Genomic DNA, 25,828 nt, shown 5'->3' with positions numbered 1-25,828 from the left:
CGTCTGTAGATCACCACGAGACGGAGCGCACATGACGGTGTCCGATCCTGCCCACGTATCCGGCACGCGGGAACTGGGCCTGGCCGAACTGGCGGCCGCGATCGCGGGCGGCGCGATCACCTCGGCCGCGGCGGTCGGCGGCGCACTGGACCGGATCGACGCGGCGCAGGGCACGCTCAATGCCTTCCGGATCGTGCGCCGCGAGCGGGCCCTGGCGGAGGCCGCCGACGCCGACCGGCGGCTGGCCGCGGGAGAACGACTGCCGCTGCTGGGCGTGCCCGTCGCGGTGAAGGACGACTCGGATGTCGCGGGCGAGCCGACCGCGTTCGGCTGCGGCGGCGACTTCGCACCGAAGACCGAAGACGCGGAATCGGTCCGGCGCCTGCGTGCCGCGGGCGCGGTGATCGTCGGCAAGACGAATACCTGTGAACTCGGACAGTGGCCGTTCACCAGTGCCGCGTGGTTCGGGCACACCCGCAATCCGTGGGACCGCGGCAGGACGCCGGGCGGGTCCTCCGGCGGAGCTTCGGCCGCCGTCGCCGCCGGATTGGTCCCCGCCGCTCTGGGTTCCGACGGCGCGGGCTCGATCCGCATCCCCGCGGCCTGGACGAACCTGGTCGGCATCAAGCCGCAGCGCGGACGAATCTCCACCTGGCCGGAAGCCGAAGCGTTCTACGGGCTCACCGTGAACGGTCCGCTGGCGCGTACCGTCGCCGACGCGGCGCTACTGCTGGATGCGGCGGCCGGTCCGCATCAGGGAGATCTACACACCCCGGAGCCGATCACCGCGTCGGACGCCGTCGGCCGGGATCCGGGAAAGCTGCGAATCGCCCTGTCGCTGCGCATCCCCTTCACCGCGACCAGGACCGCGCTGGATCCCGAGGTCGAGCGATCGGTGCGCCGCACCGCCGACACACTGCGCGCCCTCGGACACACCGTGACCGTGGCCGACCTGCACTACGGCATCCTGGTCGGCGCTTCCTTCCTCCCGCGTTCACTCGCCGGGGTCCGGCGGGTGTACGACCGCATGCCCGGTCTGGAAGTCGATCCGCGCACCACCGCCAACGCCCGAATCGGTCGCGCGCTCGACGGCCCCGCCCTCTACACGGCACGGCAGCTGGAACCCTTGCTGCACAAGCGAATCGGCCACTTCTTCCGCGACTACGACGTGGTCCTCGCCCCGACCACCGCCACCCCACCGCCCCGCGCCGAGGAAATCGACGGCATCGGCGTCAACGCCACCAACAACCTCATCACCGCGGCCTGCCCCTACACCTGGCCGTGGAATGTCCTCGGCTGGCCCAGCATCAACGTCCCCGCAGGCTTCACCGACACCGGCCTCCCCGTAGGCGCCCAGCTGATGGGCACAGCAAACTCCGAACCCCTCCTCATCTCGGTGGCCGCCCAACTCGAATCCGAACTCCAGTGGCACCGCCACCGCCCCGCCCCGTGGTGGTGACCAGTTCAGTCCGTCGGCTGGGCCGGATCGGCCTGGCCGCCGCAGAACACCTCGTCGACGAGCCTTTGTGTCGCTTGCTGGAACGGCACGGCCAGGGACAGGGCGGCGTCGTCCACGTAGTTCAGGGTGGCGGTCAGGGTCTTCTTGCCGTCGGGTGTGCTGTACATCAGCGCCGCGTGACCCGCGGCGCCGCCGTTGTGGGTGACGACCGTGCCGCCGAGGCCGGTGTCCTGCACGAATACACCGAGGCCGTAGCCCATGTTCGGGATGCCTGTCGGGTGCGGTGCGCACATCTCGGCCAGCAACTCGGCAGGCAGCAGCTTGCCGCTCATCAGCGCGGAGATGAAAGTTCGCAGGTCCTGGGTGGTCGAGATCATGTCACCGCCGCTGGAGATCCAGGAGGGGTTCTGGCTGGTGACGTCGACCGTCTTCTCCTGCCCGGCGTCCTCGTATCGGTAGTAGGCGTGGGCGTGCGGCTCGGGGAGCTCGGTCTGAGTGGTCGGGGCTACGGTGCCCGACAGCCCGAGCGGCCCGAAGATCAGCCGCTGCATCTCCTGGGCGACCGGGCGGCCGGTGACCTTCTCGATCAGCAACCTCGCCAGCACGTAGTTGGTGTTGGAGTAGCTCCAGCCCGTGCCCGGCTCGAACCGCGCGGGCTTGGACAACGCCAGCCGCACCAACTCTTCGGGCTGGTAGGTCTCGAACCGATTGTCCACCCACTCTTTGCCCGCGGTGGTGGCGGGGATCCCCGGCACGACGGTCCCGTCTTCGTAGTACTCGCCGGTGAAGTTGAACACCCCGCTGGTGTGCTGCAAAAGCATCCGCACCGTGATCCGCGAATCGAGTTCGAACTCGGGCAGGTAGCGGGCCGCCGGGTCGTCCAATCCGATCTTGCCTTCGGCCACCAGTTGCAGGACCAGAGTCGCGGTGAAAGTCTTTGTATTGCTGCCGATCCGGACGTGCCCATCGGTGGGCGGCTGCGCGGTCTCGCCCAGCCTGCTCACCCCGGCGCTGCCGACCCACTCGCCCCGCTCGTCGTGCACGCGCAGCGTGATTCCGGCGAAACCAGAAGCGACGATCTCATCGAGGGCCTTCTGGAGTTCCGGGCGATCCGGCCCGGCGGCAACCGTTCCGTTATCGGCACCGGCCACCCTGGCGGCATCGAGCGCCGCGATGATCTTGCGGGCCATCGCGGCCGTGGCGGGGCCGGGCTCGCCGTGGTGGGGCTGGGTGGCTGCGTCGATGGCGATGCGGACGGTGCTGCGGAAGTTGTCGGCCTCGGCCGGATCGTGCCGCTCGAGCAGGTTCACGGCCGCGGTCAGGGCAGGCAGTACCTGGTCGGCGAGTTCGGCGACGGTCTTGGCCTTCCACTGGATGTCGTTGGACTTCCCGGCGAGCACGTGCCCGACCAGGCCGGTCGCCGACGTCAGGGCGATGGAGCCGTTCGTCGCGGCCGCGTGCGGCATGCCGGTGGCGGCCATCAGCGACAACGCGCCGTACGCGGCGGTCCGCAGCGTGCTCTTGTCCTGGTCGGACAGGGTGGTGGTGGAAGTCGCGATTGCTGTGCTGTTCATGTGACTACTGTCGCGAGCCCGGCTGATACCGAGCTGACGCCGTTCTGACACGACCACTGACACGGCACTCGCCTCGAGCACAGCCGACACATCGCGGTGGATTACACGGAATCATCGGCAGCCGACCGGACGCCCCACGCCAACGAAGACGCCCTCAGGACTTCCACACACGCCCGCCGACGCCCGAACCGGTCAGAAACCCAGTTTGCCCAGCTGTTTCGGGTCGCGCTGCCAGTCCTTGGCCACCTTCACGTGCAAATTCAAGTAGATCCGGGTGCCGAGGATGTGCTCGATCTGCTTGCGGGCGTTGGTGCCGACCTCTTTCAACCGGGAACCGCCCTTGCCGATGACAATGGCCTTCTGGCTGGGCCGCTCGACGTAGAGCAAGGCGTGCACGTCGAGCATGTCCTCGCGCTCCTCGTAGGGCAGGACCTCCTCGATGACGACGGCCAGCGAGTGCGGCAACTCGTCGCGCACACCCTCGAGCGCGGCCTCGCGAATGAGCTCGGCCATCAACGTTTCCTCGGGCTCGTCGGTGAGCTCACCGTCGGGGTAGAAAGCCGGGCCCTCCGGCATCTTCGAGGCGATGACGTCGACGAGGACTTCCACCTGCTCACCCTTGACCGCCGACACCGGCACCACGTCGGCCTCAGGACCGAGCAACTGGGCCACGGCGAGCAATTGCTCGGCGATCTGCTCCCGGCTCACCTTGTCGATCTTGGTGACCACGCCCAGCAGCGTCGTCTTCGGCGCCATCTGCTTGATCTGCTGCACGATCCAGCGGTCACCCGGACCGATCTTCTCGTCGGCCGGGATGCACAGCGCGATCACGTCGACTTCCGAATACGTGTCGCGCACAAGGTCGTTGAGGCGCTGGCCGAGCAAGGTGCGCGGGCGGTGCAGGCCTGGTGTGTCGACCAGGATCAGCTGGGCGTGCTCGCGGTGCACGATGCCGCGAATCGTGTGCCTGGTGGTCTGCGGGCGCGACGAGGTGATCGCGATCTTCGCGCCGACCAGGGCGTTGGTCAAGGTCGACTTGCCGGTGTTCGGCCGACCGACGAAACAGACGAACCCGGAGCGGAATTCGCCCTTTTCCCGCGCGTCAGCCACCGAGGACCTCGCCGGAGTCGGCGCTCACCGCGTCGGCCGCGTCCGCGGAGTCGTCGACGATCTCGAACACCGCGCCGTCACGATCGGTGAAGATGATCCGCGCCTCCGCCGAAACCTCCCGCACCGCCGTCACACCGAAGTCGGACAACCGCCCGCCGACCACCACGGCCGCCTCGAAGCCCTCCGCGCCGCTGGACAACGCCGCGGCCACGGCGGCTTGCAGCGCCGTCAACCGCAGCGCGGTCAGCGTGACCTCGCCCGCGGCGTAGGTGCGACCGTCGGTATCGCGGATCGCGGCTCCACTCGCCCCGCCGGTGCGGCCGAGCGCACCACGGGCCAGCACGACCAACTTGTTGTCCTCGGCGTCCAGTTCGGTCATTCGGTGTCTCCGTCCTCGTCGCGATCGGCCGCGATATCCCGCTCCGATCCGTTCGCCTTGCGCTTGCCATTGGGATTGTCCCCGTTGGTCTTCCCCGCGGGGACCTTCTCGCGCGCTTTGCGTACCACCACGGTGTTCACCCGCATCCGGCCGCGCGCGTCCGGTCCGCCTTCACCGCGCAGCACCAACCCGTGCGCCTCGATCTTCGAACCGGGCAGCGGCACCCGGCCCAGTTCGTGCGCGAGCAGGCCGCCGACGGTGTCGACGTCCTCCTCCTCGATCTCCAATCCGAACAGCTCGCCGAGATCCTCCACCGGCAGCCGGGCCGACACGCGGTAGCGCCCGTCGCCGAGATCCTCGACGGGCGGGGTCTCGTCGAGGTCGTACTCGTCGGCGATCTCTCCGACGATCTCCTCCAGCACGTCCTCGATGGTCACCAGACCCGCGATGCCGCCGTACTCGTCCACCAGCAACGCCATGTGGTTGCGCCTGCGTTGCATCTCGTCGAGCAGGCTGTCCAGCGGTTTGGAGTCGGGCATGAACACCGCGGGACGCATCACCTCACTCACCCGTACCTTGCGGCTGCGTTCGGCGAACGGCACGAGGTCTTTCAGATACACCACGCCGCGAATGTCGTCGACGTTCTCGCCGATCACCGGGATCCGCGAATGCCCGGAACGCACCGCCAGCGACATCGCCTGCGCCGCGGTCTTGTCCGCTTCGATCCAGACCATCTCCGTGCGCGGCACCATCACCGCACGCGCCGCTGTGTCGCCGAGTTCGAAGACCGACTGGATCATCCGCCGTTCGTCGTCGGCCACCACTCCGCGCTCACCGGCCATCTCGACCACTTCGCGCAGCTCGATCTCGGAAGCGAAGGGGCCGTTACGAAAACCCTTACCGGGGGTGATCGCGTTACCGATGAGGATCAGCAACCTGCTGATCGGGCCGAGCAGCGCGCCGATGAACTGCAGGGGCAGGGCCGCGGCCAGGGCGATGGAATACGCGTGCTGCCTGCCCAGCGTGCGCGGGCCGACACCGATCACCACGTAGGACACCAGCACCATCACCAACGCGGTGATCAGCAGCGCCCAGTTCCTGCCCCAGACCGTCATCAGTCCCGCCGCCAGCAGCACCGTCGCACCGATCTCGCACAAGATGCGCAGCAGCACCATGAGGTTCACGTAGCGGGCCCGGTCGTCGACGACCCGGCTCAGCCGCACGGCGCCGGGCCGGTCGGCTCGCACCAAGTCCTCGACGCGGGCGGGCGAGATCGTGTTCAGGGCGGAATCGACCCCGGCGAAGACCCCACCCACGGAGATGAGCAGGACCGCGAGCAGGACGAGGGTCAGGGCATTCACGCGGGACCCAGCGACTCACCCGGTGTGGTGAAGCCCGCCTTACCCAGCAACCGCGCGTCGCGTTCGGCCAGTTCGGCGCGCCGCTGCGCCTCCCGCAGGCTCTCGTACCACTCCTCGAGCAGCCGGGCCTGCAACGCGAACATCTCCTTCTCCTCATCCGGCTCGGCGTGGTCGTAGCCGAGCAGGTGCAGCACGCCGTGCACGGTGAGCAGAGCGAGTTCGTGATCGAGGGAGTGCCCCGCCTTACGCGCCTGACCGGCGGCGAACTCCGGGCACAGCACGATGTCGCCGAGCATGGAGGGGCCTGGTTCGGGGCTGTCGGGCCGCCCGCCCGGCTCGAGTTCGTCCATGGGGAAGGACATGACGTCGGTCGGGCCGGGTAGGTCCATCCAGCGCATGTGCAGGTCGGCCATGGTGTCGAGATCGACGAGCACCATCGACAGCTCCGCGGCGGGGTGCACGTCCATCCGGGCGATCACGAACCGCGCGACGCTGACCAGCTCTTCTTCGGGCACGTCGATACCCGACTCGTTGGCGATCTCGATGCTCACCCGAACAGCCTACGATCCCGTCGATCGTGTCGGCGGAGCGGAGCCCCGCCCGGCGAGACGAGTTACCGCCGGTCCGCCCGGCTCGCCGCGCGGCGCTGCGCTCGGTTGCCGCCGTAATGCGGGGCGACCTGCGGACGCGACTGGGCCTCGAAGCGGTCGTAGGCGTCGACGATGTCCGAGACCAGCCGGTGGCGAACCACGTCGCTACTGGTCAGCTCCGCGAAGTGGATGTCCTCGATCTCGGTGAGGATCTCGCTGGCGGCGCGCAGACCGGACCGGGCGCCGGTCGGCAGATCGACCTGCGTCACGTCACCGGTCACCACGATCTTCGAGCCGAACCCGAGGCGGGTGAGGAACATCTTCATCTGCTCGGCGGTGGTGTTCTGCGCCTCGTCGAGGATGATGAAGGAGTCGTTCAGCGTGCGTCCGCGCATGTAGGCCAGCGGCGCGACCTCGATGACACCGGCCGCCATCAGCTTCGGAATGGCCTCCGGGTCCATCATGTCGTGCAGCGCGTCGTAGAGCGGGCGCAGGTACGGGTCGATCTTCTCGTTCAGCGTGCCGGGCAGGAAGCCGAGCCGCTCGCCCGCCTCGACCGCAGGGCGGGTGAGGATGATCCGGTTGACCTGCTTGGTCTGCAGCGCCTGGACCGCCTTGGCCATCGCCAGATAGGTCTTGCCGGTACCGGCGGGACCGATGCCGAACACAATCGTGTTCGCGTCGATCGCGTCGACGTAGCGCTTCTGGTTCAGCGTCTTGGGCCGGATGGTCTTGCCCCGCCGGGACAGGATGTCCAGGCTGAGCACCTCCGCGGGGGACTCGCTGGAGCCCTCGGTGAGCATCGAAACGGTGTGCCGCACCGCCTCGGGCGTCACCACGCGGTTGCGGCCGGTCAGCGCGACGAGTTGCTCGATGACCCGCTCGGCGAGCGCGACGTCGGCCGCCTTGCCGGTGAGGGTCACGGAATTCCCGCGGACGTGGATGTCCGCGTCGAGCAGTGTTTCCAGTTCGCGAAGATTCTGGTCGGCCGAACCGAGGAAGGGGAACACGGATTCAGGAGCGAGTTCGATGCTCGAGCGCACGGTGCGCGCTGCGGGACCCGAACCGTTGTCGCCGGCGCCGATGCCTGCCGCTGGGGTGGTGGGGTCGCCGATCTCGCCTTGTGTTCTCAAAAGTGGCTATAGCCTGCTTTCCGGTCTCGACTGCTGCTGTATGGAGAAAGTTTAACCCGCCCCACCGACACCGCCCAGTGAATAAGCCGTGGGCAAAACCGGCTCCTCACGAGATTCCCCCACGTCGCCGCGCCCAATCCTCGGTGAAATCACGAAAGCGTCGCACCGCGTCCGGTGCTGTGGTAGCGGCGGGCCAGATCAGCCCGACCGCGCGCGCGGCGCCCGCGTCCGCGAGCGGGACCGTCACCGGGCCGGACAGCGGGCCCGCGGACAGTGGATCTTCGCGCGGCAGGATCGCCACTCCCAACCCCGCCGAGACCAGCCCGGCCACCGTGACGAGATCGCTCGACTCGAACGCGATCCGCGGCCGGATGTCCGCGGCGGCGCACAGTTCGTCGAAGATGCGCCGCATCCCGAATCCGTGGTGCATGGTGACGAACTCCGCGTCGGCCACCTCGGCGAGGCGGACCTGCCGCCGTCCGGCCAATCGGTGTTCCGGCGGCACCGCGAGAACCAGCGGCTGTCGCAGCACGGCCCGCCAGCCCACGCCGGCGACGGCCGGGCGCGGCGAGACGATGCCGAGATCGCTTTCACCCGCGAGCACTCGCTCGGTCACCGCGGCTGCCGCTCCCTGCCACAGCGTGATCGCGATCCGGCCGGAGATGCGCCGGAAGCCGCTGATCAGCTGCGGCACCAGCGAGCCGCCGAAAGAGTGCTGGAACGACAGCCGCACGACGCCCCCGGCCGGGTTGGCCCGATCCGCGAGGGCCTGTTCCGCCGCGTCCAGCTCGGATTGCGCGCGGCGGGCGTGCTCGTAGTAGATGCGACCGTATTCGTTCAGGACGATCCGCTTCCCGTGCCGGTCGAACAGTTCGACTCCCACCCTGCGCTCCAAGCGGGCCAGCATGCGCGACAACGTCGGCTGCGCGAGGTGCAACCGCTCCGCGGCGGCGCCGACCCGTTCGAGTTCGGCGAGTGTCGTGAACCACTCCAGATCCTCGCCCAGCACTGCCCGACCTCTCTATATGCGCTCAGGGAATGAACTCACTTCTCATTATTCATTTCCTTTCGGAAAACCGCCTGGCGATGCTGGACGAAAGGAGGAGCCGATGACCACGACACGGATCGAAGCGGCGAGGGACGTCGCCCACGAACGCAGGATCACCATCGCGCTGTTCGCGGCCGGTCTGACGACCTTCGCCTCGATGTACAGCGCCCAGGCACTGCTGCCGAGCCTCTCGGCCGCGTTCGGCGCGACGCCAGCGCGGGCGGCACTGGCGGTGTCGCTCACCACCGGGTTCCTCGCGCTGGCCATCATCCCGGTGAGCGCGCTCTCGTCGCGGATCGGCCGGACCAAGGTGATGATCGGTTCCGCCGTCGCGTCGGCGGTGCTCGGACTGCTGCTGCCGCTGAGCCCTTCGCTGGATCTGCTGCTGGCCGGACGCGCGCTACAAGGCATCGCGCTGGCCGGTGTGCCCGCGGTGGCGATGGCCTATCTGGCAGAGGAGATCGGCGGGGACGGGCTGGGCGCCGCGATGGGCATCTACGTCGCGGGTACCACCATCGGGGGGCTGGCCGGGCGGTTGATCCCGGCGTTCACGTTGGACGTGGCGTCCTGGCGGTGGGCGCAGGCCGTTGCCTCGATCTCCGCCGCGGCTTGCACCGTGTGGTTCGTCCGCTGGCTCCCGCCCTCGCGCGGCTTCGTGCCTCGCCCCGCCGGAATCCGGACGGTCCTGGGCGACCTCGGCAGCCAGTTGCGTCACCGCGGACTGCTCGCTCTGTTCGGACTGGCGTTCGTGCTGATGGGCGGGTTCGTCTCGATGTACAACTATCTCGGCTACCGGCTGACCAGCGCGCCGTTCCGGCTGCCGGAAGCACTGGTGGGGCTGGTGTTCGTGCTCTATCTGGCCGGAACGGCGGCCTCGGCGGCATCCGGCCGGCTGACCGATCGGATCGGCCGGTCCTGGGTGCTCGCGATGTCGCTGGCCGTCATGGCGATCGGGCTCGTGGTGACGATTCCCGACCACCTCGGCACCGTGTTGCTCGGCGTATTGCTCTTCACCGCGGGCTTCTTCGGGGCACACACCGCGGCGAGCGCGTGGGTGGGGGCGATGGCCGAGGGCAACCGGGGCGCGGCGTCGTCGCTGTATCTGTTCGCCTACTACCTCGGCAGCGCGCTCGTCGGCGGAACAGCGGGCATCGCCTACGCCCGCTCCGGGTGGCTCGGGCTGGTCTGCGGCATCGGATCGCTGATGGTCATCGCGGCACTGCTGCTGTGGGTATCGCATCGGGCGCATCGCGGTGCGGCGACGGTTCGCGCCGGCACCGCTGACTCACTGGAAACTGCCCCCGTCGAGGTTTGACCGGATACCGCGCCTCGGATGCGAGTGCATCGACCAACTATCGCCCGATCGGCGGGCACCCGCTCGCGATACGAACCGGTGCGGAAGAGAGCCCCGTCGACGCGGGACCTCACCAACGCGGCGTCAGTGCGCCGAGCGCGCCAAGGGCGACCGCTGCCGCGGTGGATGTACGTAGCACCGTCGGGCCGAGCAAGGTGATGTCCGCGCCCGCTTCGGCCAACGCCGTGAGCTCGGCGTCGTCCAGCCCACCTTCCGGACCCACGACGAGGACTATTTCGGCGGCTTCGGCGAAGGGCAATTCGGTGAAACGGGCGGCGCCGGATTCGTGCAGCGCCGCGACGAGCCCGCCGCGGGCCTTCGCCGCGCGAACCAGTTCCAGCAACTCCTGGGTGCGGTGCAGGTCGGCGACTTGCGGAATGTAGGCCCGGCGGGACTGCCTGGCGGCCGAGCGGGCCGCGGCCCGCCACTTCTCGACTCCCTTGGCCGCCTTGCCCTCCCAGTTCGCGACGCAGCGGGCGGCCTGCCAGGGAACGACGACGTCCGCGCCCGCCTCCGTCATCAGCTCGACCGCCAGTTCCGAGCGATCGGATTTCGGCAGCGCCTGCACCACGGTCACCGGCGGCGTCTGAGGTGCCGCAAGCACCCGCTCGCGCACCGCGAGCTCGAGCCGGTCGCGTTGCGCGGCAACGACTTCCGATGCGGCCAGCACCCCGCGCCCGTCGGAGAGGGTGATCGGCTCGCCGACCCGGATGCGGCGCACCGTGGCGGCGTGCCTGCCCTCCGGGCCGTCGAGCACCGCGACCGCGCCCGGCTCGGGCACCTCGTCGAGGTAGAAGACCGTCGCGGCCACCTAGCGCCCGCTGAAGGACGCGCGCAGCCGCGCGAACAGGCCGCTGTTGTGCTCGGATTGCGCCGACATCACTTCGGCGCGCTCCCGCTCGCGCAGTCCCTTGTACTTGCGCAACAGTTCGGTCTGCTTGCTGTCCAGCTTGGCCGGGATCACGATGTCCAGATGCGCCAGCAGGTCGCCACGCGCGCTCGAGCGCAGCCGCGGCATTCCGTGCCCGCGCAGCACCGAGATCTCGCCGGGCTGGGTGCCCGCCGGAATGCTCAGCTCGGTCGGGCCATCCAGGATGGTGTCGATCACGACGGTGGTGCCGAGCGCCGCGTCCACCATCGGCACCCGGATGGTGCAGTGCAGATCGTCCCCGTCCCGGACGAACACGTCGTGCGGCTGCTCCACGATCTCGACGTACAGGTCGCCCGCGTGACCGCCGCCGGGGCCGACCTCGCCCTGCGCGGCCAGCCGCACCCGCATGCCGTTCGCGACGCCCGCGGGGATCGGGGCCGCGATCTCGCGGCGCGCCCGCACCCGGCCGTCGCCACCGCATTTGTGGCACGGGTCCGGGATGGTCTCGCCCGCGCCGCGGCAGGTGGGGCACGGGCGCGAGGTCAGCACCTGGCCGAGGAAGGACCGCTGCACGGACTGGACCTCACCCGCGCCGCCGCAGGTTTCGCAGCGCACCGGCTTGGACTTGCCGTTGGTACCGGAGCCCTGGCAGATGTCGCACAGGATCGCGGTGTCCACGGTCAGGTGCTTGGTCACGCCGACCGCGCATTCGGCCAGGCTGAGCCGGGTGCGGATCAGCGAGTCGGCGCCGGGCTGGACGCGACCGCGCGGCTTGCGCGCACCGGCCGATCCGCTCATGCCGCCGAAGAACGCCTCGAACACGTCGCCGAGCCCGCCGAAGCCCGCGCCGTTGAATCCGGCCCCGCCACCGCCGGATTCCAGCGGGTCGCCGCCCATGTCGACGATGCGCCGCTTCTCCGGATCCGACAGCACCTCGTAGGCGGCCGACACTTCCTTGAACTTGGCCTGCGCCGCCTCGTCGGGGTTGACGTCGGGGTGGAGCTCACGCGCCAGCTTGCGGTATGCCCGCTTGATCTCCTGGTCGGTCGCGTTCTTCGCGACGCCGAGCAGTCCGTAGTAGTCCCGTGCCACTTGAGTTCTCTAGTCCTTGGTCGTTCTCGACAGTGCCGCCGGTGCCCGCGCCGCCGTGAAGGGCGCCGACAACAGCATTAGTCTTGTGCACTCAACTTTATCCGGCCGAAAGATCGAGCGTATCAGTGGTGTCGTCGCGTCAGCGCTCGGCGAGGACCTCGCCGATGTATCGGGCGACGGCCGCCACCGATGCGATCGTGCCCGGGTAGTCCATCCGGGTGGGCCCGAGCACCCCCATACCGCCGAGCACGGCGCCCGCCGCGCCGTAGCCGGTCGACACCACCGACGTGCCGCGCATCTGCTCGACCTGCGTCTCCTCCCCGATCCGCACCGTCACCGTCCCCGGTTGCTGGGCCGCGGCGAGCAGCTTGAGCACGATCACCTGCTCCTCGAGTGCCTCCAAAACCGAACGCAGCGAGCTGGGGAAACCGAAGTCGGCGGCGTTGCGGGTGAGGTTGGCGGTGCCGCCGAGCACCAATCGCTCCTCTGGGTGCTCCACCAGGGTCTCCACCAGCACCGTGGACACCCGCACCAGCACGTCGCGCAGCCGCAACGGAGCGTGCTCGGGCAGCTCGGCCACCGCCGCGGAGGCCGCGGCCAGGCGTTTGCCGTCCATCGCGCCGCCGAGCATGCCGCGCAGCGCGGCCAGATCCTCGTCATCGATCAGCGCGCCGAGCTCCACCAGGCGCTGGTCGACCCGGCCGGTGTCGGTGATCACCACCAGCAGCAGGCGGGCGGGATTGAGCGCCACCACCTCGATGTGCCGCACCGTGGACGCCGACACCGTCGGGTACTGCACGACGGCGACCTGCCTGGTCAGCTGAGCGAGCAAGCGGACGCCCCGGCGCAGCACGTCGTCGAGGTCGACGCCGGACTCCAAAAACTGGAGGATCGCCCTGCGCTCCGCCGACGACAGCGGCTTCACCTCGGAGATCCGGTCCACGAACTGCCGGTAGCCCTTGTCGGTGGGGATGCGGCCGGAACTCGTGTGCGGCTGGGTGATGTAGCCCTCGGCCTCCAGCACCGCCATGTCGTTGCGCACCGTCGCGCTGGAAACACCCAGGTTGTGCCGCTCGACCAGCGTCTTAGACCCGATCGGCTCCTTGGTCGCGACATAGTCCGCGACGATGGCACGCAGGACCTCGAAGCGCCGATCCTCGGTGCTCGACATCGGCCGCACCTCCTCGCTCTCGTCTCCTGTCACGCCGTACCCGGCGCCGACGTCCCGGGCCGGCCGCACATCGCGGGCCGACCTCGGTTCGTCCGTCGATCCAGTCTAATTGTCGGTAACCGGATCTCTCGCCTGCAACGGGACGAAGGAGCGGTGCGAAGCTCAGCGCGGAACGGCGGCGTCGATCACCGCGGCCACGGCGTCGGGCCGGGAGACCAGCGAGGCGTGCGAGGCCTCGATCTCACCGGTTCGAGCCGCCATGCGCTGGGCCATGAAGCGCTGCGAGGACGGCGGGATGACCCGGTCGTCGGCGGAGACCAGATACCAGCTCGGCGTGCCGGACCACGCGGGCGGCCCGGACGGTTCGAGATTGGCCTTCACGGCGATGGAGCGCTGATGGACGATCATGTCCGCCGCGGTCTCCGGACCGACGTCCTGGGCGAAGACGTCATGGAAGCTGGCGGGTGCGACATACGCGTCCAAGTTCTTCCCGGCGACACCCGTGACGTCGTCGACGAGCTTCACCTGCAGCGCGGGCGGCAGCAGCTGGCTGCCCGGGAAACGGATCGGGTCGAGTTCGGCCTGCGCCACCTCGCCTTCCACCGGCGCGAAAGCCGCGATGTACACCAGCGATTCGACCTTGGGATCGTGCACGTTGCTGATCACGAAGCCGCCGTAGGAGTGCCCCGCCAGCACGACGGGACCGCTGATCGTGTCCAGCGTGCGCTGCACGGCGGCCGCGTCGTAGGCGGGCCCGCGCAGCGGGTTCTCCGGCGTCACCACGCGGTAGCCGCGCTCGCGCAGCACGGCGGCGACACCGTCCCAGCTGGTGGTGTCGGCGAAGGCGCCGTGCACGAGCACGACGGTGGGCAGCGATTGCGCTTGCGCCGGCCCGGCCGCTGTGGTGGCGGCGAACAGGAGGGCCAGCGCGGCCACAGCACGGCGCAGATAGCGTTTGTTCGGCATCGGCTCTCGGCTCCTCAGCTCCTCGGCTCCTCAGCTCCTCAGCTCCTCAGGAAGTCCAGCAGATCGGCGTCGAACGCCTTCTCGTAGTCGCCGCACAGGCCGTGCGGAGCGCCGGGGTACACCTTCAACTCGGCCCTCGGCAGCAATTTCGCCGTCTTGGCACCCGCGGCGGCGAGCGGCACGATCTGGTCGTCGTCGCCGTGCGCCACCAGCACCGGGATCTCGATGCTCGGCAGCTCGGCGGTGAAATCGGTCTCGGAGAACGCCTTGACGCAGTCGAACGCGCCCTTGAGTCCCACCTGCATGCCCATCAACCAGAAGTGGTCGCGCAGTCCTTGCGAGACCTTCGATCCGGGGCGGTTGGCGCCGTAGAACGGGATCGCCAGATCCTTCCAGAACTGCGAGCGGTCGGCGGCCACGCCCGCGCGGATGTCGTCGAACGCCTCGATCGGCGTCCCTTCCGGATTGCTCGCGGTCTTCAGCATCAACGGCGGGACCGCGCCGACCAGCACCGCCTTGACCACCCGCGATGTGCCGTGCCGGGACAGATACCTGGTCACCTCGCCGCCGCCGGTCGAGTGCCCGACCAGTATCGCGTCCTTGATGTCCAGCTCGTTCAGCACCGCGGCGAGGTCGTCGGCGTAGTGGTCCATGTCGTGCCCGCCCCACACGTCGCTCGAGCGTCCGTGCGCGCGCCGATCGTGGGCGATGGCGCGATAGCCGTTGTTCGCCACCAGGTTCATCCGGTTGTCCCAGGCGTCCCCGTTCAGCGGCCAGCCGTGGCTGAACACCACCGGACGTCCGGCACCCCAGTCCTTGTAGTAGATCTCGACGCCATCGGTGGTGGTGATCGTCGGCATGGCAGTTCCCTTCGATCTGGACGGATGTCGGGTGAACCGGGGATCGATCTTGGTCGACCGACAGCGTATGACGGGCGGCCGCCGGAGAAACGACTCTGCGTGCACGATCTTCGGCTCAGAATGCACGGCCCGGTCGGCAGGTTCCATGCGAGGATTGCCGAATCTGTCTCATTTGCGACGGAGGCTGTGATGACGGTCGTGTTCAATTCGGACACCATCGCGCCGCACGAGCGAGCGGACGCGGTGGCCGCGGCGGTACAAGAGGCATCGGTCCCGTCCCATGTGGTGCTGGACGGGCCGGACGAGCGTGTGCACGCCACGTTCGACGTGTGGCGGTTCGGCGAGGCGCGCATCGTGCGCGCCAGCACCTCGGGCATCCACCTGATCCGCACGCCCAAGCAGGTCAGGGCCTCCCCCGCGCCGGTGCTGGCGGTCGCGGTGCAGCAGGCGGGCGACGGACGGTACGAGCAGGCCGGCGTCCGTCGCGTCGTGCGACCGGGCGATCTGCACGTCATGGATATGAACGCGCCCTACGACTTCAGCCGGCGCGGCGACGGGGCGTCGACCTGCCTGCACGTGCCGCTCGATCAGCTCGGCCTGCCCGCCGATCTGATCGGTCGGGCCGCCGCCAGAGTGCAGGACAGCCCGCACTACCGGCTGGTGGCCAACCACATCGTCCAACTGACCGCCGACGCGGACGCGCTCAGCGCCGACCCGGCGGCCGCCCTGTCGGGTTGCGCCAGCATCGAGCTGATCCGGGGACTGTTGTTGTCGGCGTGCGCCGACGACGGCTCCGTCGTCCCCTCCGACATCCTGCTGTCCCGGATTCGCGCCTATATCCGGCGCAATCTGGCGGATCCCGGTCTCGGCGCCGAACAGATCGCCAAGGCGCACAACATGTCGGTCCGGCAGCTCTACAAGATCTACGCGAACACGGAGTGCAGTCTCGAGCAGGGAATCATCAGCCAGCGTCTCGAGCGGGTACACGGCGATCTGACTCGTCCGGACCAGAAGCATCGGACGATCGCGATGATCGCGCGGCGCTGGGGCTTCCGCGATCCGTCACATTTCGCCCGGCGCTTCCGCGCCGCCTACGGGCTCACGCCACGGGAATGGCGCAGAACCGCCCTCGCCCCGGACGAGGCGTAATGGTCAACCGCAGGTTTTCGCCTGCTTGCCCGCGAGCGCATCGAGACCGAGCATCGCCAGCAGCGACTCGCAGTCGGCGGCGTTCTCCGCGTAGCTCGCGACAGTGCGGGCGGCGACGGCGCACTGGCGCGCGTTTTCCGCTTTCTCCGCTGCTCGCGCCTCCGCGAACTCGCCTGGTTCGTGGATGAGGGTCATACGTGGTGCCGAGGCCATGAGTCTCCTTGGGGTTGGTCGCAGACTACGCGGCCGGTGCGCACCGTGTTACCGGAACGAGACATAAAGTGCATCGCGTTGACCCGACCGTGATCCCGCACGGGATCAGTCGAGCAGTTCGCGGACGACACCGTCGGCGAGCAGACGGCCGCGGTCGGTGAGGACGAGCCGGTCGTCCGCGGTGCGCACGGCGAGGCCGTCGGCGACCACGCGATCGACGGCGGTGCGCGCGGAGGACGCCAGCTCGGCCAGCGGCAGGCCGGTGCGCAGCCGGACGGCGAGCATGACCCGCTCGGTGTAGCGCTCGTCCGCGCTCAGCGCCTCCCAGCCCGCCGCGGGCAGCCCGCCCGCGCCGACGCGATCGGCGTATCGAGCGGGGTGCTTCACGTTCCACCACCGCACGCCCCCGACGTGACTGTGCGCGCCCGGTCCTGCGCCGAGCCAGTCACCGCCGTCCCAGTAACCGAGGTTGTGCCTGCAGACCGCGGCGTCGCCGACGGCCCAGTTCGACACCTCGTACCAACCGAATCCGGCCGAGCGCAGTCGGGCGTCGATGCGCTCGTAACGTGCGGCGAGCACGTCGTCGTCCGGCGCGGGCAACTCGCCGCGGCGTACCCGCCTGGCCAGCGCGGTGCCGTCCTCCACGATCAGCGAATAGGCGGAAACGTGGTCGACGCCCGCGCTGAGCACCGCGTCCAGGCTGGCGTCCAGATCGGCATCGCGCTCACCCGGGGTTCCGTAGATCAGATCGAGGTTGACGTGCTCGAATCCAGCGGTGCGCGCCTCCAGCGCGGCGGCCACCGCGCGGCCGGGGGTGTGCGTGCGATCGAGCACTTTCAACACGTGCGCCGCGGCGGACTGCATGCCCAGCGACACCCTGGTGAACCCGGCCGCCCGGATGCGCTCGAAGAATTCCGGCGAGGTGGATTCCGGATTGGACTCCGTGGTGACCTCGGCCCCGGCGGCGAAGGTGAACTCGGCGCGCACGGCGTCCAGCACCGCGGCGAGCCCGTCGCCGCCCAGCAGGGAGGGCGTCCCTCCGCCGACGAAGACGGTGGACACTTCCGGCGTCGTGGTGGGCAACGCCGCGAACTGTTCGGCGGCGGTCGCCAGCTCGCCGCGCAACGCCGCCAGCCACGACTGCGGCGAGGCCGAGCTGCCGAGCTCCCCCGCGGTGTAGGTGTTGAAGTCGCAGTAGCCGCACCGCGTGGCGCAGAACGGCACGTGCACGTAGATCCCGAACGGCCCATCGCCGAAGTCGCGTAGCACCGGCGCGGAGGTGTCGGTGCTCGCGGTAGCGGCGGAAGAACTCACCTGTCCAGTGTGAACGTCGCCGCGACCGCGCCGACGGCCGGGACTCCGCTACCGGCCCTTCAGTCCGCCACGACCGGAGTGTTCTGGTTCGCGGTGAGCAACCAGCGGCCGTCCTCCTTGGACATCACGTACATCGGGCTACCTTCGCTGTCCAGAGCACCCGCGTCGGTGAAATAACGCTGGCGCACCTTCACCGCCACCACATCCGGGCGGATGAACAGCACGTGCTCGACCTCGTAGGTCGCCGTGCCGTGTGCGGTGGCCCCGGGCAGCACCTGCGCGGTGAACTCCGCGATGGCCGCCCGTCCGAAGAGGCGTTTGCCGTGTGCGGTGGTCCAGATCGCGTCCTCCCGGAACAGCGCGACGAATTCGTCGACGAGCTCGTTGCGCTGGGCGTGCTGGACGCTCGCGACCACCGCGCGGATGGCTTCGAGCTCGCCGGTGGCGTCGACAGTTGTGGTACTCATGACGCCGAGCGTCCAACCTCCACTTCACTCGAGGTCAAGCGAGGTGCGCAGTGTCACAGACGGCGCGGTCGCCGTATCACGCGCCTGGTTGGGGCGCGGAACTATGACTGCCGTCACAAACTGGGTCGAACGTCCAGGGGATTTCCCGCAGATTTACGGGAAATACCCGACGCAGGGTCGGAAGGCCATCGCTGACGTGGCACAATAGGCCGCATGCGCGCTCTGGAGATTCGACTGGTGGCCCGTCGCCACGTCGATTACAAGCGCGTCTGTAGCGCCTGCTGTCTGCCCGGTTCCCCCCGGTAGCTCAGCGCGCCCGATCCCCGGGTCCCCGGCGATCCCGACTTCATCGGCCCGCTGACACCGCAGGCGTGAGTCAGCCTCTCGCGCCTCTCAGCAGGATGTACCACCCACCCCGCAGGAGCGACCCCATGACGTCGAGCCCCGACGCCGGTCCGACCGATCAGCCCACGCCCGAATCCCAGCCGGGGCACCGCGCGCGCCCCGAACGCCCGGCATCCGAACGCCGGGTCCGCCCGGATCGGCCGCGTCCCGAGGCGACCACGACCGGACCGCGCGTCCGCACCGGCAAGCCCGTGCGCCGCAAGGCCGAGGGTCAGTGGGCGCTGGGTTACCGCGAGCCGCTGAACCCGAACGAGCAGTCCAAGAAGGACGACAACCCCCTCAACGTCCGCGCCCGCATCGAGAACATCTACGCCAAGACCGGCTTCGACGGTATCGACAAGGGCGACTTGCGCGGCCGGTTCCGCTGGTGGGGTCTGTACACCCAGCGCGAGCAGGGCTACGACGGCACCTGGACCGGTGACGAGAACATCGATCTGCTCGAGGCCAAGTACTTCATGATGCGCATCCGCTGCGACGCCGGTGCGCTGAACGTCGCGCAACTGCGCACGCTGGGCGAGATCTCCACCGAGTTCGCGCGCGACACCGCGGATCTGTCCGACCGGGAGAACGTGCAGTACCACTGGATCGAGGTGGAGAACGTCCCGGAGATCTGGAAGCGGATCGAGGCCGTCGGCCTGAAGACCACCGAGGCGTGCGGCGACTGCCCGCGCGTGGTGCTCGGGTCCCCGCTGGCCGGCGAGTCGCTGAACGAGATCATCGACCCGACGCCCGCGATCGAGGAGATCGTGCGCCGCTATATCGGCAAGAAGGAGTACTCCAACCTGCCGCGCAAGTTCAAGACCGCGATCTCCGGCCAGCAGGACGTGGTGCACGAGATCAACGACGTCGCGTTCGTCGGTGTCGTGCATCCCGAACACGGCCCCGGTCTGGACCTGTGGGTCGGCGGCGGACTGTCCACCAACCCGATGCTCGCCAAGCGGGTGGGCGTGTGGGTGCCGCTGGACGAGGTGCCGGACGTATGGGAAGCCGTCGTATCGGTGTTCCGCGACTACGGCTACCGCCGCCTGCGCACCAAGGCGCGCCTGAAGTTCCTGATCAAGGACTGGGGCATCGAGAAGTTCCGCCAGGTGCTGGAGGACGAGTACCTGAAGCGCAAGCTGATCGACGGCCCCGCGCCCGAGCAGCCGACCAAGCCGATCGACCACGTCGGCGTGCAGCGGCTGCGCAATGGACTCAACGCGGTCGGCTTCTCCCCCATCGCGGGCCGGGTGTCGGGCACCGTCCTGACCAAGGTCGCCGACGCGGTCGAGCGGATCGGCTCCGATCGCGTCCGGTTCACCCCGTACCAGAAGCTGATCGTGCTCGACGTTCCCGCCGACAAGGTCGACGCGCTGATCGACGAGCTGGAACCCCTCGGCCTGCAGGCGCGACCCTCGCTGTGGCGACGGAATCTGATGGCCTGCAGCGGTATCGAGTTCTGCAAACTCTCCTTCGCCGAGACGCGCAAGCGCTCCCAGGCGCTGGTGCCGGAGCTGGAGGAACGACTGGCGGATCTGAACGCGCAGCTGGATGTCCCGATCACGATCAACATCAACGGTTGCCCGAACTCCTGCGCCCGCTCGCAGATCGCCGACATCGGGTTCAAGGGCCAGCTGGTCGATGACGGCACCGGGAATCAGGTGGAGGGCTTCCAGGTTCACCTCGGCGGCAGCCTCGGCTTCGACAGCGCGTTCGGGCGCAAGCTGCGCCAGCACAAAGTGACCACTAAGGAACTCGGCGACTACATCGACCGGGTGGTGCGCAACTTCGTCAAGCAACGTTCGGACGGCGAACGGTTCGCCCAGTGGGCGGTCCGCGCCGACGAGGCCGACCTGAGATAAGTGTCGACGGGAGATCAATTGTGACAACCGAACTCGCGGAAAAGCTGTCCGAGGACGAGCTCCGCGCCATCGCCGCGCGCGGCGCCGCCGAACTCGACGGCGCCTCGGCGACCGAACTCCTGCGGTGGACCGAGGACACCTTCGGCGCGAACTACATCGTGGCCTCCAACATGCAGGACGGCGTGCTGGTGCACCTGGCCGCGGGCGTGCGTGCCGGCGTCGACGTGCTCTTCCTGGACACCGGCTACCACTTCGCCGAGACCATCGGCACCCGGGACGCGGTGGAGGCCGTGTACGGGGTGAACGTGGTCAACGTCCGGCCGGAACACTCCGTCGCCGAACAGGATCGGCTGCTCGGCAAGGATCTGTTCGCCCGCGAGCCCAACGAGTGCTGCCGGTTGCGCAAGGTCGTCCCGTTGCAGAAGTCCCTCGCGGGCTACAACGCCTGGGTCACCGGCATCCGCCGGGTGGAGGCGCCGACCCGGGCGAACGCACCGCTGATCTCGTTCGACGAGGCGTTCGGCCTGGTGAAGATCAACCCGATCGCGCCGTGGTCCGACGACGAGATGCAGGACTACATCGAAAAGCACGGCATCCTCGTCAATCCCCTGGTGGAGGAGGGGTATCCGTCCATCGGCTGCGCTCCGTGCACACGGAAGCCGGAGCCGGGAGCCGATCCGAGAAGCGGCCGTTGGGCCGGCCTCGCCAAGACCGAATGCGGATTGCACACAGCATGACCGAGTCAGGGCCCGGAGGAGGCAGCCTGCGTAACCACGTAGGGGCCCTCGGGCATGCAAAAGAGGACACAGCATGACCGAAACCATTCGCAACGAACGTTCGCTCGGTATCACCGACTTCGACACCCTCGCCGCGCTGGAATCCGAGGCGATCCACATCTTCCGCGAGGTGGCGGGCGAGTTCGAGCGGCCGGTGATCCTGTTCTCCGGCGGCAAGGACTCCACCGTGCTGTTGCATCTGGCGCTCAAGGCGTTCTGGCCCGCACCGCTGCCGTTCGCACTGCTGCACGTGGACACCGGGCACAACCTGCCCGAGGTGCTGGAGTTCCGGGACAAGGTGGTCGAGCGCTACGGCTTGCGCCTGCACGTGGCGAAGGTGGAGGACTACCTGGCCGACGGCAGGCTCACCGAGCGCCCCGACGGCATCCGCAACCCGCTGCAGACCGTCCCGCTGCTGGACGCGATCAGCGAGCATCGGTTCGACGCCGTGTTCGGCGGCGGCCGTCGCGACGAGGAGCGCTCGCGCGCCAAGGAGCGGATCTTCTCGCTGCGCAACGCCTTCGGCCAGTGGGACCCGAAGCGGCAGCGCCCCGAGCTGTGGAACCTGTACAACGGGCGCCACGCGCCGGGCGAGCACGTGCGCGTGTTCCCACTGAGCAACTGGACCGAGCTGGACATCTGGCGCTATATCGCCCGCGAGGACATCGACCTGGCGAGCATCTACTACGCGCACGAGCGTCCGGTGTACCTGCGCGACAGCATGTGGATGACGCCCGGCGTGTGGGGCGGCCCGCGTGCGGACGAGGTGCTGGAGACCAGGTCGGTGCGGTACCGCACCGTGGGCGACGGATCCTCCACCGGCGCCGTGCTTTCCGACGCGGCCGACAATGAGGCGATCCTCGCCGAGGTCGCCGCGTCCCGACTGACCGAACGTGGTGCGACCCGCGGCGACGACCGCGTCTCCGAAGCCGCGATGGAAGACCGCAAACGAGAGGGTTATTTCTGACATGTCCGACCTATTGAGGCTGGCCACCGCCGGTTCTGTCGACGACGGCAAGTCCACTCTGGTCGGACGCCTGCTCTACGACACGAAATCCGTTCTGGCCGACCAGATCGACGCCGTCACCCGCGCGTCGGTGGACAAAGGTCTCGCCACCCCGGATCTCTCGCTGCTCGTGGACGGGTTGCGCGCGGAACGCGAACAGGGCATCACCATCGATGTCGCCTACCGCTACTTCGCCACTCCGCGCCGCTCATTCGTGCTCGCGGACACCCCCGGGCACGTGCAGTACACCCGCAACACCGTGTCGGGGGCGTCCACCGCGCAGCTGGTGATCCTGCTCGTCGACGCGCGCAAGGGCGTCATCGAGCAGACCCGCAGGCACGCCGCCGTGCTGGCGCTGCTCGGTGTGCCGAAGCTGGTGCTCGCCGTGAACAAGATCGATCTGGTGGACGACGCCGCCGCCGTGTTCGCCGCCATCTCGGCGGAGTTCAACGAGCTCACCAGCACGCTGGGCTGGTCGAGCGAAGACGTGCTGGAGATCCCGGTCTCGGCGCTGCACGGCGACAACATCGCCACCCGATCGGACAACACCCCGTACTACGACGGTCCGTCGCTGATCGAGCATCTCGAATCGGTGCCGGTCGACGCCGACAGCACCGGCGAGCACGAGCTGGGCCTGCGGTTTCCGGTGCAGTACGTGATCCGGCCGCGCACCGCCGAGCACCCGGACTACCGCGGCTACGCGGGACAGATCGCGGCGGGCGCGGTCGCTCCCGGCGACGAGGTCGTGGTGCTGCCGTCGGGCATCCGCACGACCGTGGAGCGGATCGACACCCCCGACGGCGAACTCGCGGTGGCGCAGGCCGGACGCAGCGTCACGCTGATCCTGGCCGACGAGGTCGACATCTCGCGGGGCGACATCATCGCCGCGGCCGCCGACGCGCCCGAGCCGATCGACACCTTCGACGCCACCGTGTGCTGGCTGGGTGACAAGCCGCTGCGCCCCGGTGCGCGGCTGCTGCTCAAGCACGGCACCCGAACCACCCAGGCGATCGTCGGCGCGCTGCTGGAGCGCTTCGACGAGCAGCGCCTCGCGGCCGACCCGAACCCGGAGTCGCTGGAGCTCAACGACATCGGGCGCATCTCGGTGCGGGTCGCCGAGCCGATCGCGGCCGACGACTACCGAGCGAACCGGCACACCGGCAGCTTCCTGCTGATCGATCCGGCGGGCGGCAACACGCTGGCGGCCGGTCTGGTCGGTGACGTGCTGACCGCCGTCGAGGTCGGTACCGGAGCCTGACATGGCGGTGTCGCGAGCCCTGTTCGGCGCGCCGCCGGTCCTGGGCGCTGTCGCCCCGGCGGGCGGTCCGGGCTGCGCGGCTTCCCCGATCGCCCCCGGGCTCGACGGCAGCCCGGCGCGACCGCCCGCGCTGATCGCGGTGGCCCACGGCAGCCGCGATCCGCGGTCGGCGGCAACCGTCGCGGAGGTGGTCGGCGCCGTCGCCGCCGCTCGTCCGGACCTCGACGTCAGGACGGCGTTCCTCGATCTCACCGCCCCGTCGGTCGAACAGGTGGTGGATGCCGTCGCCGCCGACGGGCACACACACGCGGTGGTGACGCCGCTGCTGCTCGGCAGCGCCTTCCACGCCAGGGTCGATCTGCCCGGCCTGCTCGCCGCGGCCCGCGCCCGCCATCTCGGGTTGCGCCTGACCCAAGCCGACGTGCTCGGCGTGGACGCCGGACTCGTCGGTGCGCTGCGCGACCGTGTCCTCGCCGCCGGCGCCGGGCATCGCTTCGCGGATCGGCGCCTGGGCGTCGCGGTGGCGGCGGTCGGATCGTCGTCGGCGGCGGCCAACGCCCGGACCGCCGAGGTGGCCACCCGCCTGGCCGCCCGCACCGGCTGGCGCACCGAGATCTGCTTCGCCACCACCGAACCGTCGGTCGCCGAGGCGATTTCGCGACTGCGCGCTCACGGCGCCGAGCACGTGCTGGTCGCTCCCTGGTTCCTCGCACCCGGATTACTGACCGATCGCCTCGTCGACGCCGCGCCGGAGGCGATCCACGCCGATGTGCTCGGCGCGCATCCGGCCCTCACCGAGGTCATCCTGGATCGCTATCACGCGGCGATCGCGGATACTCGCGCGCTCTCGGCCTGACCGGGCGTTCGCGGCGGCTCCCGGGCTGGCGCGCCCGCATGACGCTGTCGCGTGCTAGGAACGTGGCATGGCCGAGTCGTTCCGCACCACCTCCTGCGCCAGCCACGGACATCCCGAGTTCACCATTCTCTTCACCGAGCCGCAGCTGCCCGGCATGGAGAACTGGCTGCTGTCGTATCTGGAGTCCACCGTCGCGGCGGGCACGCGCTACCACCCCGGCGAGACGATCCGGATCGGCTGGAATCTGGTCCGGGTGCGCGGTCGCGACGACGGCACGTTGGGGCTGACCGAACGCACCGACGCGCAGACCTGGGCCGAGCAGGTCGACCGCACCCTGCGCGATGTGTGGTATCAGCGCGAAGTGGCAGCCGGGGTCGGCCTCACCGATCACCTCGACTTTCCCGGTGAGGACCAGCGGGCCACCATCTCGTCGTGCGGACTCGAATCACCGGTCCTGGTGCTGGCGCGCACCGAGCCGGACGACCCCGAATCCTCCGGTTGGTCGGTGGAATGCTTCGAAGACCACGCGCACCGGTCGTCGTACTACACCACCCTGCTGGAGCTGGCCACCGCCATGCCGTTCGCGGTGCAATTCTTCGCCCTGCCGGTAGCGACCACGGTGCTGATCGAAAGCCCCGAGATCACCCTCACCGGCACCATCCGGCCGCACATCGTGGACGCCGAAGGCGTGGAACTGTCCCCGATCCCGGGTTCCTACCTGGACTACCTGGTCAACGGCTCACCGGCCGACTAGTCGCCCGGGCCGAGCAGATCCGCCACGAGGTCGCGCGCGGTAGCGACGCCCCACTCGTCACCCATCTGCCGCGCCGTGTGCGCCGCGGCGATCACCGCGTCCAGTTCGAACGCGACGGCGTCGGCGCTGCGCGCACCGAAATGGCCCTGGTCCTGCGCCCGGCGAATCTCCTTGATCAGGAACGCGAGCCAGTCCCTGCGGTCTTCGGCGATGGCGTCGCGCACCGGTCCCGGCCTGCTGTCGAACTCGGCGAGGGTCGCGACGCGGAAGCACCCGCCGGGGAACGCGGGGTCGGCCACCTGCCCCAGCCAGCGCTCGACCAGGGCGCGCAGGCGCGGTAGGCCGGCCGGCTCGCTCAGGCTCGGCGTGATGACTTCATCGATGAAGACCTGCCGCGCGGACTTCACCGCCGCGATCTGCAGGCTCTCCTTGCTGCCGAAAAGGGTGGCGATGCCGCTCTTGCTGAGTCCCAGGTCGGTGGCCAAGCGACCGATGCTGAGGCCGTTGAGGCCCTCGACAGACGCCACGTCGGCGGCGCGGCGGGCGATCGACGCTCGCGCCCGCGCGCCCTTGGCCAAGCGCTGATCGGTGCCACGCGGCTGGTCACGTGTGGTGACGGACTCGGTCATGACGTCATTCTTCCACTTAGCTGTTGCACATACGAACGTATGGTCGTATTTTCATTGAACGAACGATCGTGCGTTTTGCATCCCCCACTAAGGACTTCCCATGACACTCCCTATGTCAACCTCATACCGCAGAAGTAGCGACCGGTTGTGGTTGCAGGGTTTGGGCGCCGCCGTGTCGGGCGGGGTCGTAGG

General features: G+C 69.2%; 26 protein-coding genes. 10 read left to right on the top strand and 16 right to left on the bottom strand.

What is annotated here, in order from left to right:
* Positions 1-31: 31 nt before the first annotated feature.
* Positions 32-1,459, top strand: coding sequence for an amidase (locus ACWEO7_RS30895; protein ID WP_452428434.1), 1,428 nt, complete (start codon positions 32-34; stop codon positions 1,457-1,459).
* 5 nt (positions 1,460-1,464) lie between these two features.
* On the opposite strand, the gene ACWEO7_RS30890 is transcribed toward ACWEO7_RS30895, so the two are convergent.
* The 7 genes from ACWEO7_RS30890 to ACWEO7_RS30860 all read right to left on the bottom strand — a co-directional run bounded on the left by ACWEO7_RS30890 (position 1,465) and on the right by ACWEO7_RS30860 (position 8,615).
* On the bottom strand, positions 1,465-3,033 hold the full coding sequence (locus tag ACWEO7_RS30890; RefSeq protein WP_452428432.1) for a serine hydrolase domain-containing protein: 1,569 nt from the start codon (positions 3,031-3,033) through the stop codon (positions 1,465-1,467).
* Positions 3,034-3,225: 192 nt separating this feature from the next.
* The gene (gene era, locus ACWEO7_RS30885; RefSeq protein ID WP_355072447.1) at positions 3,226-4,143 is read right to left on the bottom strand and encodes a GTPase Era; all 918 of its coding nucleotides are present in this window, start codon (positions 4,141-4,143) and stop codon (positions 3,226-3,228) included.
* Positions 4,136-4,522, bottom strand: a complete 387-nt coding sequence (locus ACWEO7_RS30880) for a cytidine deaminase (protein ID WP_452428430.1) — start codon at positions 4,520-4,522, stop codon at positions 4,136-4,138. The genes era and ACWEO7_RS30880 overlap by 8 nt, the downstream gene beginning before the upstream one ends.
* Positions 4,519-5,883: a hemolysin family protein gene (locus tag ACWEO7_RS30875; protein ID WP_452428428.1), complete on the bottom strand. Its 1,365-nt coding sequence runs from the start codon at positions 5,881-5,883 to the stop codon at positions 4,519-4,521. Before ACWEO7_RS30875 ends, ACWEO7_RS30880 begins: the two co-directional genes overlap by 4 nt.
* On the bottom strand, positions 5,880-6,434 hold the full coding sequence (gene ybeY, locus ACWEO7_RS30870; RefSeq protein ID WP_195077616.1) for an rRNA maturation RNase YbeY: 555 nt from the start codon (positions 6,432-6,434) through the stop codon (positions 5,880-5,882). The genes ACWEO7_RS30875 and ybeY overlap by 4 nt, the downstream gene beginning before the upstream one ends.
* Positions 6,435-6,496: 62 nt before the next feature.
* Complete coding sequence (locus tag ACWEO7_RS30865; protein WP_195077925.1) at positions 6,497-7,558, bottom strand: PhoH family protein; 1,062 nt, start codon at positions 7,556-7,558, stop codon at positions 6,497-6,499.
* Between the two features lie 154 nt (positions 7,559-7,712).
* Complete coding sequence (locus tag ACWEO7_RS30860) at positions 7,713-8,615, bottom strand: LysR family transcriptional regulator (protein ID WP_452428426.1); 903 nt, start codon at positions 8,613-8,615, stop codon at positions 7,713-7,715.
* A 100-nt stretch (positions 8,616-8,715) separates the two neighbouring features.
* Between ACWEO7_RS30860 and ACWEO7_RS30855 the strand changes: the two genes are divergently transcribed.
* Complete coding sequence (locus tag ACWEO7_RS30855; RefSeq protein ID WP_452428424.1) at positions 8,716-9,969, top strand: MFS transporter; 1,254 nt, start codon at positions 8,716-8,718, stop codon at positions 9,967-9,969.
* Between the two features lie 109 nt (positions 9,970-10,078).
* On the opposite strand, the gene ACWEO7_RS30850 is transcribed toward ACWEO7_RS30855, so the two are convergent.
* From ACWEO7_RS30850 to ACWEO7_RS30830, 5 genes are all read right to left on the bottom strand, one after another.
* The gene (locus ACWEO7_RS30850) at positions 10,079-10,819 is read right to left on the bottom strand and encodes a 16S rRNA (uracil(1498)-N(3))-methyltransferase (protein WP_452428422.1); all 741 of its coding nucleotides are present in this window, start codon (positions 10,817-10,819) and stop codon (positions 10,079-10,081) included.
* Positions 10,820-11,971 (bottom strand): molecular chaperone DnaJ, encoded by a 1,152-nt coding sequence (dnaJ, locus tag ACWEO7_RS30845; RefSeq protein WP_355072435.1) that lies wholly within the window; start codon positions 11,969-11,971, stop codon positions 10,820-10,822.
* 139 nt (positions 11,972-12,110) lie between these two features.
* On the bottom strand, positions 12,111-13,142 hold the full coding sequence (gene hrcA, locus ACWEO7_RS30840; RefSeq protein ID WP_452428420.1) for a heat-inducible transcriptional repressor HrcA: 1,032 nt from the start codon (positions 13,140-13,142) through the stop codon (positions 12,111-12,113).
* Between the two features lie 162 nt (positions 13,143-13,304).
* Positions 13,305-14,108 (bottom strand): alpha/beta fold hydrolase, encoded by an 804-nt coding sequence (locus tag ACWEO7_RS30835; RefSeq protein ID WP_452428418.1) that lies wholly within the window; start codon positions 14,106-14,108, stop codon positions 13,305-13,307.
* 38 nt (positions 14,109-14,146) lie between these two features.
* A complete protein-coding gene (locus tag ACWEO7_RS30830) occupies positions 14,147-14,968 on the bottom strand; it encodes an alpha/beta fold hydrolase (RefSeq protein ID WP_452428416.1) in 822 nt (273 codons plus the stop codon).
* A 189-nt stretch (positions 14,969-15,157) separates the two neighbouring features.
* On the opposite strand from ACWEO7_RS30830, the gene ACWEO7_RS30825 reads away from it, so the two are divergent.
* Positions 15,158-16,117, top strand: coding sequence for an AraC-like ligand-binding domain-containing protein (locus ACWEO7_RS30825; protein WP_452428414.1), 960 nt, complete (start codon positions 15,158-15,160; stop codon positions 16,115-16,117).
* A gap of 3 nt (positions 16,118-16,120) precedes the next feature.
* Here the strand turns inward: ACWEO7_RS30825 and ACWEO7_RS30820 are convergent, their stop codons facing one another.
* From ACWEO7_RS30820 to ACWEO7_RS30810, 3 genes are all read right to left on the bottom strand, one after another.
* On the bottom strand, positions 16,121-16,330 hold the full coding sequence (locus ACWEO7_RS30820; protein WP_355072425.1) for a hypothetical protein: 210 nt from the start codon (positions 16,328-16,330) through the stop codon (positions 16,121-16,123).
* A 105-nt stretch (positions 16,331-16,435) separates the two neighbouring features.
* Entirely contained in the window at positions 16,436-17,644 is a 1,209-nt protein-coding gene (hemW, locus tag ACWEO7_RS30815; protein WP_450018621.1) for a radical SAM family heme chaperone HemW, read from the bottom strand.
* Between the two features lie 59 nt (positions 17,645-17,703).
* Positions 17,704-18,111: an SgcJ/EcaC family oxidoreductase gene (locus tag ACWEO7_RS30810; protein WP_452428412.1), complete on the bottom strand. Its 408-nt coding sequence runs from the start codon at positions 18,109-18,111 to the stop codon at positions 17,704-17,706.
* Between the two features lie 213 nt (positions 18,112-18,324).
* On the opposite strand from ACWEO7_RS30810, the gene ACWEO7_RS30805 reads away from it, so the two are divergent.
* From ACWEO7_RS30805 to ACWEO7_RS30775, 7 genes are all read left to right on the top strand, one after another.
* Positions 18,325-18,417 carry an Ms4527A family Cys-rich leader peptide gene (locus ACWEO7_RS30805; protein WP_350909175.1) on the top strand — a complete coding sequence of 31 codons (93 nt, stop codon included), beginning with the start codon at positions 18,325-18,327 and terminating at the stop codon, positions 18,415-18,417.
* Between the two features lie 125 nt (positions 18,418-18,542).
* Positions 18,543-20,357 carry a nitrite/sulfite reductase gene (locus tag ACWEO7_RS30800; RefSeq protein WP_452428411.1) on the top strand — a complete coding sequence of 605 codons (1,815 nt, stop codon included), beginning with the start codon at positions 18,543-18,545 and terminating at the stop codon, positions 20,355-20,357.
* A gap of 20 nt (positions 20,358-20,377) precedes the next feature.
* Complete coding sequence (locus tag ACWEO7_RS30795) at positions 20,378-21,094, top strand: phosphoadenylyl-sulfate reductase (protein WP_450018628.1); 717 nt, start codon at positions 20,378-20,380, stop codon at positions 21,092-21,094.
* A 73-nt stretch (positions 21,095-21,167) separates the two neighbouring features.
* Complete coding sequence (gene cysD, locus ACWEO7_RS30790) at positions 21,168-22,100, top strand: sulfate adenylyltransferase subunit CysD (protein WP_452428409.1); 933 nt, start codon at positions 21,168-21,170, stop codon at positions 22,098-22,100.
* Position 22,101: 1 nt separating this feature from the next.
* Positions 22,102-23,397 (top strand): sulfate adenylyltransferase subunit 1, encoded by a 1,296-nt coding sequence (locus ACWEO7_RS30785; protein ID WP_452428407.1) that lies wholly within the window; start codon positions 22,102-22,104, stop codon positions 23,395-23,397.
* 1 nt (position 23,398) lies between these two features.
* A complete protein-coding gene (locus ACWEO7_RS30780; protein WP_452428405.1) occupies positions 23,399-24,253 on the top strand; it encodes a sirohydrochlorin chelatase in 855 nt (284 codons plus the stop codon).
* 67 nt (positions 24,254-24,320) lie between these two features.
* Positions 24,321-25,007 (top strand): hypothetical protein, encoded by a 687-nt coding sequence (locus tag ACWEO7_RS30775; protein WP_452428403.1) that lies wholly within the window; start codon positions 24,321-24,323, stop codon positions 25,005-25,007.
* Here the strand turns inward: ACWEO7_RS30775 and ACWEO7_RS30770 are convergent.
* Positions 25,004-25,636, bottom strand: coding sequence for a TetR/AcrR family transcriptional regulator (locus tag ACWEO7_RS30770; protein WP_452428401.1), 633 nt, complete (start codon positions 25,634-25,636; stop codon positions 25,004-25,006). The genes ACWEO7_RS30775 and ACWEO7_RS30770 overlap by 4 nt on opposite strands.
* Positions 25,637-25,828 lie beyond the last annotated feature (192 nt).

This window comes from Nocardia sp. NPDC004260 (assembly GCF_053603155.1).
This window is presented reverse-complemented; position numbering and strand designations above follow the sequence as displayed.

What these genes read in the sequence shown, in the direction of transcription:
- ACWEO7_RS30835 (WP_452428418.1), bottom strand. Translation starts at nt 14,108, where the DNA reads ATGCCGAACAAACGCTATCTGCGCCGTGCTGTGGCCGCGCTGGCCCTC.
- ACWEO7_RS30785 (WP_452428407.1), top strand. Translation starts at nt 22,102, where the DNA reads ATGTCCGACCTATTGAGGCTGGCCACCGCCGGTTCTGTCGACGACGGC.
- ACWEO7_RS30805 (WP_350909175.1), top strand. Translation starts at nt 18,325, where the DNA reads ATGCGCGCTCTGGAGATTCGACTGGTGGCCCGTCGCCACGTCGATTAC.
- cysD (WP_452428409.1), top strand. Translation starts at nt 21,168, where the DNA reads ATGACCGAAACCATTCGCAACGAACGTTCGCTCGGTATCACCGACTTC.
- hrcA (WP_452428420.1), bottom strand. Translation starts at nt 13,142, where the DNA reads ATGTCGAGCACCGAGGATCGGCGCTTCGAGGTCCTGCGTGCCATCGTC.
- ACWEO7_RS30890 (WP_452428432.1), bottom strand. Translation starts at nt 3,033, where the DNA reads ATGAACAGCACAGCAATCGCGACTTCCACCACCACCCTGTCCGACCAG.
- ACWEO7_RS30830 (WP_452428416.1), bottom strand. Translation starts at nt 14,968, where the DNA reads ATGCCGACGATCACCACCACCGATGGCGTCGAGATCTACTACAAGGAC.
- ACWEO7_RS30810 (WP_452428412.1), bottom strand. Translation starts at nt 18,111, where the DNA reads ATGAGTACCACAACTGTCGACGCCACCGGCGAGCTCGAAGCCATCCGC.
- ACWEO7_RS30880 (WP_452428430.1), bottom strand. Translation starts at nt 4,522, where the DNA reads ATGACCGAACTGGACGCCGAGGACAACAAGTTGGTCGTGCTGGCCCGT.
- ACWEO7_RS30855 (WP_452428424.1), top strand. Translation starts at nt 8,716, where the DNA reads ATGACCACGACACGGATCGAAGCGGCGAGGGACGTCGCCCACGAACGC.
- ACWEO7_RS30770 (WP_452428401.1), bottom strand. Translation starts at nt 25,636, where the DNA reads ATGACCGAGTCCGTCACCACACGTGACCAGCCGCGTGGCACCGATCAG.
- ACWEO7_RS30775 (WP_452428403.1), top strand. Translation starts at nt 24,321, where the DNA reads ATGGCCGAGTCGTTCCGCACCACCTCCTGCGCCAGCCACGGACATCCC.
- ACWEO7_RS30800 (WP_452428411.1), top strand. Translation starts at nt 18,543, where the DNA reads ATGACGTCGAGCCCCGACGCCGGTCCGACCGATCAGCCCACGCCCGAA.
- ACWEO7_RS30820 (WP_355072425.1), bottom strand. Translation starts at nt 16,330, where the DNA reads ATGGCCTCGGCACCACGTATGACCCTCATCCACGAACCAGGCGAGTTC.
- ACWEO7_RS30780 (WP_452428405.1), top strand. Translation starts at nt 23,399, where the DNA reads ATGGCGGTGTCGCGAGCCCTGTTCGGCGCGCCGCCGGTCCTGGGCGCT.
- ACWEO7_RS30825 (WP_452428414.1), top strand. Translation starts at nt 15,158, where the DNA reads ATGACGGTCGTGTTCAATTCGGACACCATCGCGCCGCACGAGCGAGCG.
- ACWEO7_RS30895 (WP_452428434.1), top strand. Translation starts at nt 32, where the DNA reads ATGACGGTGTCCGATCCTGCCCACGTATCCGGCACGCGGGAACTGGGC.